8 protein-coding genes are annotated in these 9,417 nt (G+C 56.1%); 1 reads left to right on the plus strand and 7 read right to left on the minus strand.

Features of this window, described 5'->3' with window-relative positions; translation table 11 throughout:
* Window positions 1–58: 58 nt before the first annotated feature.
* Both K1Y02_12595 and K1Y02_12600 read right to left on the minus strand, forming a co-directional pair.
* Entirely contained in the window at window positions 59–1,777 is a 1,719-nt protein-coding gene (locus tag K1Y02_12595; GenBank protein ID MBX7257194.1) for a flotillin family protein, read from the minus strand.
* Window positions 1,761–2,351: a hypothetical protein gene (locus K1Y02_12600; GenBank protein MBX7257195.1), complete on the minus strand. Its 591-nt coding sequence runs from the start codon at window positions 2,349–2,351 to the stop codon at window positions 1,761–1,763. Before K1Y02_12600 ends, K1Y02_12595 begins: the two co-directional genes overlap by 17 nt.
* A 252-nt stretch (window positions 2,352–2,603) precedes the next feature.
* Between K1Y02_12600 and K1Y02_12605 the strand changes: the two genes are divergently transcribed.
* Complete coding sequence (locus tag K1Y02_12605) at window positions 2,604–3,917, plus strand: Gfo/Idh/MocA family oxidoreductase (protein MBX7257196.1); 1,314 nt, start codon at window positions 2,604–2,606, stop codon at window positions 3,915–3,917.
* Between the two features lie 49 nt (window positions 3,918–3,966).
* Here the strand turns inward: K1Y02_12605 and K1Y02_12610 are convergent, their stop codons facing one another.
* The 5 genes from K1Y02_12610 to K1Y02_12630 all read right to left on the minus strand — a co-directional run.
* Window positions 3,967–5,067, minus strand: a complete 1,101-nt coding sequence (locus K1Y02_12610) for a glycoside hydrolase (protein MBX7257197.1) — start codon at window positions 5,065–5,067, stop codon at window positions 3,967–3,969.
* Between the two features lie 76 nt (window positions 5,068–5,143).
* Window positions 5,144–6,136, minus strand: coding sequence for a Gfo/Idh/MocA family oxidoreductase (locus K1Y02_12615; GenBank protein MBX7257198.1), 993 nt, complete (start codon window positions 6,134–6,136; stop codon window positions 5,144–5,146).
* 230 nt (window positions 6,137–6,366) lie between these two features.
* Window positions 6,367–7,353 carry an endonuclease/exonuclease/phosphatase family protein gene (locus K1Y02_12620; GenBank protein MBX7257199.1) on the minus strand — a complete coding sequence of 329 codons (987 nt, stop codon included), beginning with the start codon at window positions 7,351–7,353 and terminating at the stop codon, window positions 6,367–6,369.
* A 2-nt stretch (window positions 7,354–7,355) separates the two neighbouring features.
* On the minus strand, window positions 7,356–8,258 hold the full coding sequence (locus K1Y02_12625; protein ID MBX7257200.1) for an esterase-like activity of phytase family protein: 903 nt from the start codon (window positions 8,256–8,258) through the stop codon (window positions 7,356–7,358).
* Between the two features lie 61 nt (window positions 8,259–8,319).
* Window positions 8,320–9,417, minus strand: a 1,098-nt coding sequence (locus K1Y02_12630) for an ATP-dependent helicase (GenBank protein MBX7257201.1), incomplete at its 5' end; no start/stop codon positions are given.

The raw sequence follows: 9,417 nt of genomic DNA on the forward strand, positions 1-9,417 counted from the left end.
ACGGGGATGCTCTCAAATCCCGTGGCGCCCGATGAGGCGTCGGCCAAGGGCGCTAGAACTACACGCCCTCACCACTGAGGCCGGAGGGTTTCTCCGTCTTGGTGCGTGATGACGATTTCTCCGTGGACCCGGTGCCTTGGCCTGTCGCGGCCGATTTGTCACTTGGCGTAGACTCATTCGCCAACTTGATCAGAGATTCTGGCAGTTCGATTCCGCCAATGTCGCGCATGACTTGCAGCATGGGCGGAAGTGTACGGGCCATGCCTTGAATGAAGTTGCCCGTCGCCGAAGTGCCATTGGCCCCGCCGTTTTCCCACACCACGACCTTGTCGAACTTGATGTTCGAAATGGCCTGCGCCGAAGTCTTGGCAAGATTGTCGAGATGCTCAAGCAGCAGGATTTGGAATGCCTCGTTGGCGCCGCCGCACGCGTCGATGATCCGTTTCAAGCCTTCGCCCTTCTTGGCGAGGATTTCCAACTGGCCTCTGGCTTCGGCGTCCAACTTCGCGAAGATAGCAGCCGCCTCACCTTCCGCCTCGATGACACGCTTCTCCGCGGCGGCCTCGGCCTCCACGATGATCTGCGCCTTCTGTGCCTTTGCGGGAGCTTCAAGCTGGGCGCGGCGTTCTGCCTCGATACGTTCTGCTTCGGCGAGCGCGGCGCGGGCCATGGCGCGGTTCTGCGCTTCCATGACTGCAGCTTCAGCTTCGCGCTGTTTCGTTTCACCGATTTGATAGGCTTCGGACTTCTTAACCTGCAACTCGGCGTTCGAAGCGGCAACTCTGGCCTGCGCGGTGTTCTCGCCCTGAATGGCCGTGGCATTGGCTTCGGCTATCGCGATACGCTTGGCGCGGTCCGCGTCTTTTTCGCCCTTTATGGCGGATGCATCGGCGTCGGCCACCGCGACACGCTTGTCGCGTTCCGCATTCTTGACTTCCATTTCCTGTTCGAACGCCGCGCGCTGCTCGCCAACCGATTGCAGCTTGCCCAACTCGGCCACCCGCACGGCTTGTTCCTGTTGCGCCGTACGAATACCGATGTTGCGCTGCTTAGCGGCATCCGCAACTTGAACTTGCTTGTCACGTTCGGCCTCGGCCACTCTGACTTCGCCCAGCTTTTCCTGCTCGGCCACGTCGCCGCGCGCCTGCTGGATGGCTTGCGATGCCGCCTTTTGGCCGATGGCTTCGATGTAACCCGATTCGTCCGTGATGTCGGTAATATTTACGTTGATCAGGACTAAACCGATCTTCTTCAGTTCGGGTTCCAGCGAACTCTGGATGGCGTGAAGAAACTTCTCGCGGTCTCGGTTGATCTCCTCAATGCTCATCGACGCGATCACCTGCCGCAACTGACCGAAGATGATGTCTTCCGCTTGCTTTTTCACATGCGGGAGGTCGAGTCCCAGCAAGCGAATCGCCGCGTTGGTCATCAATTCCGGGTGCGTGCCAATGGCGACCGTAAATACACTGGGCACATTGACGCGGATGTTTTCGATGGAAAGCGCGTCTTTCAGCGGCACCTCAATCTGGATAGGTTCCAGGCTCAAATACGAGTGGTCCTGGATTAACGGCCACACGAAGGCCGCGCCGCCGTGAATGCATCGCGCCGTATTGCCTTTGCCCACCTTGCCGTATATCACCATGATCCGGTTGCTTGGACAGCGCTTGTAGCGCTTAATGAGCAGCAGAAAGAAACTGCACACTAGAATCGCAAAGAGAACTACACCGGCAAGAATCACGAGGCTACCCGTTGGGAAAATGCTAGGAGGCATCTTCATTCCCTTCCATTGTGCTTGCAGACTCGACTTCCAGAGTGTCGGGACTCACAACGCCGACTACGACTACTGACGCACCTTGGGTAAGCGCGCTTTTTGCTGTAAGCGCGTCATATTCCACAGTTCGATTCTGCACCGTTACTGTAACCTTTCCTAACCCGGTCTTGCGTTCGGGAATTGTCAAATAGACAGTCCCTGTTGCACCCAGGATGTGATCCATTCGGATAGTCCCTTCGGAACCCAGGCTGTGTAGAAGTCGCATCATCCATGCAACGAGCACCATCGCGACAGCACCGGACGACAGAGCCATCATGAGTGCCATCGGACCGGAATAGGACGAACTGCTGGCGGCGAGTCCTCCAATTCCAAAGAAGGCAACTGCCGCCGACAAGGCGCGGATGCTCAACATGCCGAAAAACATGGAAGCATTGGCATCGTGATCGCCAGCGTGGACATCATGAGCAACGTCGTGACCGACATCGCCTCCGTCGTGCCCAATTCCCACCAAGGTGAATAGGAATTGGATGACAACTACCGTGCCACCTGTCAAGGCACACACCAAGTAGAAAGTCTCCATTTCAAACTCCCCGCGCGCCGGTTTCGCTGATACCGCCCCAGCGAATTCCATATCCACAGCCCCAATACACCGTATCATAGTAGGGCTACGAAACCAACGCAACTGCATTTTTGAACCCGTCACTACTTCTGACGCGGTTCGGCCCGCAAAGGTTTACACGTCTGGAACGCCTTTTGAGTCCAGTTTTTTTCTTTTGTGGGCTTTCTGCAAGAATAGAGGCGTCGGCGGGTAGACAACGGGAGGGCAAGATCCATGAAATCGATGTCCAGGCGAGACTTCATGACCAAGACGGCGTTGGCGGGGAGTGCGTTTCCCCTCGTGGGAGGCCTGACGGAAATGCACTTAGGCGCACGGAAGAAAGTCTCGGCCAATGAGAAGGTGACCGTCGGGCTTATCGGGTCCGGGGGGATGGGCCGCGGAGACTTGGCTACGTTTCTGCGAAACCCGGAAGTGGAGTGCCCCGTCATCTGCGACGTGGACGATGCCATGATCGCGAAGGGTGTCAAAGTGGTCACCGACATGCGCGGCAAAGCGCCGAAGACGGTCAAGGACTTCCGGAAGGTTGTCGATCGCAAGGACATTGACGTGCTTGTTGTGGCCACGCCCGACCATTGGCATGCGTTGCCAACTATCTACGGCTGTCAGGCGGGCAAAGATGTCTACGTCGAAAAGCCACTCGGCAAGTTCGTTAATGAAGGGCGTGTCATGTTGGACACAATGAAACGCACCAACCGCGTCGTCCAGATGGGCACCCAATGGCACAGCGGTGTGCATTGGCGGGAAGCGGTCGAATGCGTGCAGTCCGGCAAGATCGGCAAGATCCGCCAAGTGCGAGCGTGGGCTTACCTGGATTGGCTGGGCGGCATTGGCAATCCCGCAGACTGTCCGCCGCCACCGGGCGTCGACTACGATATGTGGCTCGGTCCCGCGCCGTTGCGGCCTTTCAATCCGAGCCGGTTCCATTTCAATTTCCGGTGGTTCTGGGATTACGCAGGTGGGCTTATGACCGATTGGGCCGTCCATCTTATCAACATCGCGTTGTGGGCAATGGGACCCGAACCGCCGACCCGCGTAACGTCGTATGGCGGCAAGCGCGTCGTTGACGACAATAGCGAGACGCCCGACACTCAAATCGCAGTCTTCGAATTCCCCTCGTATGTGTTTGTGTGGGAGCATCAGATGCAGGGTGGAGTCGGCATCAACGGCCATCCGCACGGCGTCTGTTTCAGCGGCTCGAAAGGTACGGTCATCGTCGGTGAATACGGGTGGGAGTTGTTGCCTGAGCCCAAGCTCGGCGGCGGCCTTCAAGCCGAGACTCATGGCAATAGCGACGACGCGCGCCCCGCGCACGTGCGCAACTTCCTCGATTGCGTTAAATCGCGTGAGCAACCGATCGAAAACCTGGAGTTGGCGCACTTCGTATCGACCGTTGCGCACCTCGGGAACCTTGCGCTGCGGACCAACTCCGAGATCAAGTGGGATGCCGCCAACGAACGCGTGATCGGCAACGACGCGGCGAATGCGCTGATTAACCAAGAATACCGCGCCCCGTGGAAACTGGGGTGATGAAACAAGTGGCGCCGGGTTCATCGAGCCCGGCGCCACTTAATTGAGTCTACTCCGCGTAGAACCAATCGGTGCCAATGCGCGCTACGTGTAATCCATCCCGCATGTGGTAGACGATAATCGCAACATCATCGACGAAAGTGAGACCGGGATATCCGTAGTCGTCCTCCGGGTCTCCGCCGATGACTCGCTCATTGGTCCACGTTGCGCCATCGTCCTTAGACAAAATCGAGACCAGCGGCGTGCGACGGCCGTCGGTGCCATTCGAACAGCGAAGCAGCACCAAGTCACCCGTCTTGGGAATGCGTTTGATATTCAGCGCGGAACTGTTTGGCGCCAGCGTAAGGGCTTCGACCTTCTCGCCTTCGGACCAACTTTCTCCCTTATCGCTTGAATAGCTCCGAACTACAAACCCGTTATAGGTGCGCATGAGCATCATGATCCGCCCGTCCTTCAATTCGACAACGTGCGGCTCTTGCGTTTCGATAGGCTGCATGTTCACCATGTTGGTGCTCTCACGCCAACTGTAACCATTGTCATCGGAGTACACCGTGTAGCTCACGTATCCGGCGTGGTCGCCTCGCGAATGGTCCAGATGAAACTCCACCGGCGCCAGAATACGACCCGAAGACAGTTGGATGAACTTGTCATTGTGAACGATGTTGTAACCGGGGTGTGCAGTCACAATGAGCTGGTCGCCCCACGTTTTGCCGTCGTCCGCGGAACGCCGATAGTAATTGCCGCCAAACATGTTTGGCATGGGCGCGCCGCTACCATAGATGTACGACAAAAAGATCTGGCCGTTCTGCAGACGCAAAAGGCTCGGATGGCAATAGTAGTCCTGACCCGCCGGTACAGGGTCCGGGACCAGCACGAACTCTTCACCCCAAGTCTTGCCATTGTCGGATGAGTATTTGGCCGCAATGGAACCGTCGCCGCTGCCGCTTGGCAGCATGCGGGTGTACGCAAGCAACAAACGGCCGTCATTCAAAGCTGCGATCGTTCCGGGCATGCCCCGATAACCAAATTTGCCTTTCGGCAACGAAACCACATGGACATCTTCGAACAGCGGCGATTCGGCCGCATAAGCGGCAACCGAAAAGGCCAGTAGAAAGCTCGTGAGCATGATAACTACGCGTTGATACTTCAAAACGAGACCCCCTCTTTCCGCACTTGTCAACAGTAGGGTTACATGCGGTGACAAATGCGGGTTAAACAAGCACTGCTTATCGCTTCGGTATTTCCACGTGCCGCCCTTCCTTGTGGGCTACGTAAGCATATTGCATCAATTCCGTGAGTTGCGTGCCCGCTTCCGTGTCAAATGGTATCGGTGCGCCGCGAAGAATCCCGTCGACCCACATCTGGGTGGTCCCAGGAAGAGCCGCAGGCAAGGAATCGGGCGTGACCCATTCCTTCGTCCCCAACTTGTTTGAACATATCTTGACGGATTGCTCATCCACGCCGCCTATGAGCAAGCTGCCCTCAGTACCCGATAGCTCAAGACTGAATGGGCTCATGGTCGAGACAAAACTGGTTTCGGCGACGCCGATTGCCTTGTTTTCGAATTCAACAACGGACACGGCATTGTCTTCGACTTCATGTCCAGTCAAATAATTGAACGTCGAGGAGATTCGCTTAGGCTGCCCGCCGAAATAACGTATGAGATACATCGGGTGCGCGCCGAGGTCCATCATGGCGCCGCCGCCGCATTGCACGGGATCCCAAAAGTGCTTCGGAAGCCAGCCGCCGCTGCCCCCGTTGTGCGCAATGCGCGCACGGACAAACGTCAATTGTCCCAGCAGGCCGTCTTCGACGGCTTTCTGCGCGTAGAGCACTTCCGGCCGGGTGCGGTACGGGAACGAAATGCAGAACTTGACGCCGGCTTTTGCCACCGCATCGCTGATTTGCTTGCACTCATCAACCGTCAGCGCCATAACCTTCTCGGTGAAGATGTGCTTGCCTGCGTTTGCGGCGGCCACCATCACTTCGGCGTGCCGGTTCGTGGGCGCATCACATGCCACCGCATCGACGTCTTTGCGTTTAAGGACCTTGGCCAAATCAGGCTCAAAATCGACCTTCAGTTTCTCGGCCCACGCCTTGCCGCGTTCGGGTTCTTCATCCCAAACGGCCGTGAGTTTTACATCCGGCATCTTCTGCAATGAATCGGCATATCCTTTCGCATGGACGTGCCATTGGCTCAGCATCGCAACTCGTAACATGGAGGATTTGCCTTTCTTGTCCTTTGCGGACGCAGGCAGCGACGCCAAAGCCGCTACCGTCCCGCCAACCCGAAGAAACTCGCGCCGATTCATGAGAGCATACTCCTTTCTCTGCCGACTGATTCCCGTTGCCACGAAGAAATGCCGTGGACTTACCGGAAAGAATCTACCTGAACGGGCTCGTGAGTCAAAACGGAAGCAACAGGAAGGTATTGCTTATCGTGAAAGAACTAGAAACGGCTTCGCGTCGAGCGATATCCAGGCACGGCAAAATCGATTATGAGTGGAAGGTGATCGGAACCGAAGGAGGGGCCAGTTCGAAAGTCTTTCACACTTGTCGGAGCCCTGTAGAGGCAGTGATCGATTGGTATCATGAAAGGAGCCAAATCGGCGGGCCATGTCGCGTGCACGCCGAATCCCCTCCGTGCATCCCGCAATTCCGATTCTCTAACCAACGAGCGAAACGAGGGGGACCACATCGTTGTATTGAGATCTCCGGCCACGATAGCAAGTCCCCGGATGTCCTTCGTTATATCGGCGATCATCTTGAGTTGAGCGTTTCGCCTGCCGGCGTTTTCCGCATTCACAGGAGGCAAGGTGTGTACGGCCAGAAGATTGACTCTCTGTCTCTGCATTGACAATACGGCTTGGAGAGCAGGTACTCCGCACAAATCGATGTCGCTCGTCTCCCTAACCGACTTCTTGCTCAGAATGCCAATTCCAAAGTTGTCTTCCCTGGGCCGGTACGTGCGGTGGGGGTAATCCGCCTCAAGGGGTTCGAGCGCCTTTACCCATGCATCATTGATTTCCATCACCACGACCACATCGGGCTCTTCCTTCTTGACAAGCTCAATGAATGTTGCGTAGTCCTTGTTGGTGGTGAGCACATTCGAGATCATCAGACGAAGCGACATTCCCGTCCCAGGCGACGTCTCTGGCTTTGCATACGAGAAAGCGATCGTCGCTCCTGTCGCCAGAAGAGCGATTCCCGGCAACACGGCCATGCGCTTATTGGCAAAGGCAACGAGAATTACGAAGGAGAGCCATGCCATGAGTCCGTAGATCGGGATGAAATGGGAACCGAGTTCAACCAGATAGTGAAGACCGCCAATCCACGGCGTCAGCACCCCTAAGAATGAACCCACCGCCAGCAGCCGGGCCCATCGCAGCAGGATGGCTTGCGCTTTGACTTTGCCATGGAGGAAGGTTTCGTTCATCGCTATAGCCTAAATATAAACAGCAGGGGCCGTTTGTCGTTCGGGTCATTGGCGCGCGCGTCTTGGTTGTTGTCGAGGACAACGTACACGCGATTGCTGTCGATGGCGAGTCCTTCGGCCATCCCGAAGCGGCTATTCGTATAGCGCAGTTCATTGCGATCTGCTGTATCGTGAAACGAGCGCCAGGGTTTCACGCTCACGTTTTCGTTCTGGATTTCGACCGTAGAGATGATCTCAGCGTTCCGCTCCAAGGCGTATAGCACCCCATCGTGATAACAGAGGTCTGTGAAATCGGGGACACGAATGCCGTGGGGGGGTACGGTTGCCTTGTCCAGCTTGTACGCCTTCGTCGATGCAGGCTCGGAGGTAATGTCTACTGCAACTATGCCGCGCGGTTGGCGTTCCGCGCACAGGAAGAAGTGTGTCGGGTCGAGTTGAGCAATTCCCTCGAAATTGGCGCCCTCGGTATGAAACAGTCCCGCGTCTTCGCCTGCGGGTCGCAAGTCGGGTGTAATCCAGCGTGTGTCTTTGCCATCTGACGAGACTCTGAGCACACGAAACATCTTCTCACTCGCCAAATAGAAAGTGCCGTCTGTGTCGCATGCAATTCCCTCGAAATCCGCAAGCCCTTCGGGTCCTTCGTTTGGCAATTCAAACCAGATGGCAGGTTCAAGTGATGCTTTGCCGTTCTCGATGTCAATCTTATAGATGCACGAATCCTGTTTATCCGAGACGCAGAACAAGGTTCCGTTTGAGAGTGCAAGCCCCGAAGGCTCCGTCGACTCCGACCCTTCCAGCGGGTAGGCGACTTCCAGTTCGAGTTCGGGAACCTTGACATGAGACTGCGACCAACCGGTACAGACTCCAGCTAAAAGCAATAGGAAGGCAGAGCTGAAATTACGCATTGCTTAACCTCGCAGCCTTGCAGGTGCAACCTTCTATATAGCATAGCAGGTTTAGGTCCCTTCATGCTCTCTTGTAAGCGGTCACCTTATTCCAGTCGGCCGCCACTTCGAAGAGGGACTCCAGAATTGACAGATATGGGCTGGAAGCAGCGCGTTCGCCGTTAATCGTCTCGATGGCTATCGATGGCAGCGGCATGAATGACCTTGCCAGCAAATGCTCCATGAATCCAAAGTAGTCTGGCAAGTCGAGGGATTCTACGGGTACGCGAATCTCAAGTTCTTTTCCATTTCCCTTGGAGACGATTACGAGACGCGCTCCATGATAGACGATGTGCGTACCCTGAAGCCTACGCGGCAGCGTTTCCTTCAGCGCGGGCAATTCCGATCCGCAGAACGAGGCCGGGTCGGTCGCATTGAGCCAGAAGATGGATTCCTCCGGCATTGGACCAAGGAACGTCTCCAATGCGGCAGATGTGGTGAATTGCAGGCCTGGGATATCTTCAAAGAAGTACCCGGTTACAAGTTCACCAGCCAGTTCCATTCTTCTCAGCGTTTTGAACAAAGCACCCCAGCGCATACAAGGCAACTCTTGTGCGAGCACTTCCCTGAAAAGCACTCCATAGCGCCCCACCAGCACGCGTATACGCTCCTGATTCAATTCCTCTTCGTCGAGCGCATCCATGTCTGCTTGTATCTCGGGTAACACATACCAGTGACCAGGATAAGCACGAGAAGACTTCCACGCGTTGAAACGTCCCCGCATTCCCGCGCTCGTGGGCGCAGCCATGCGTTTCGCCGTTTCAATCGGTTTGAACTTCGTTTCGATGCCTTTGCGTAGTGAACCGAAAGTATCGTTGGATACCCGGCCTCGCCAGACGAATTCCCACAGCGATTGCGTCAACTCGGCAACCGTGATCCCTGTGTAGTCGAGCAGGTTCTCGAAATCGTATTGCCCACGCAGATCCGGAAATAGTCGCGGGGCGATTTGCGGCCACAACGTTTCCGGTTCGGCATCGGCATCGGGGTTCGGATACAAATCGCGATTGAATCGGAACGACAGCAGGATCTTCTGAGGGCCGCATCCTGACCACATGAGGTCGCTTTGTTCCGTAATTCCGTCGAGCATTGTTGAGGTGTAATGTCCCACGCGAGCGGGAAG

It is taken from the genome of Candidatus Hydrogenedentota bacterium (genome assembly GCA_019695095.1).
Classification (GTDB): domain Bacteria; phylum Hydrogenedentota; class Hydrogenedentia; order Hydrogenedentales; family SLHB01; genus JAIBAQ01.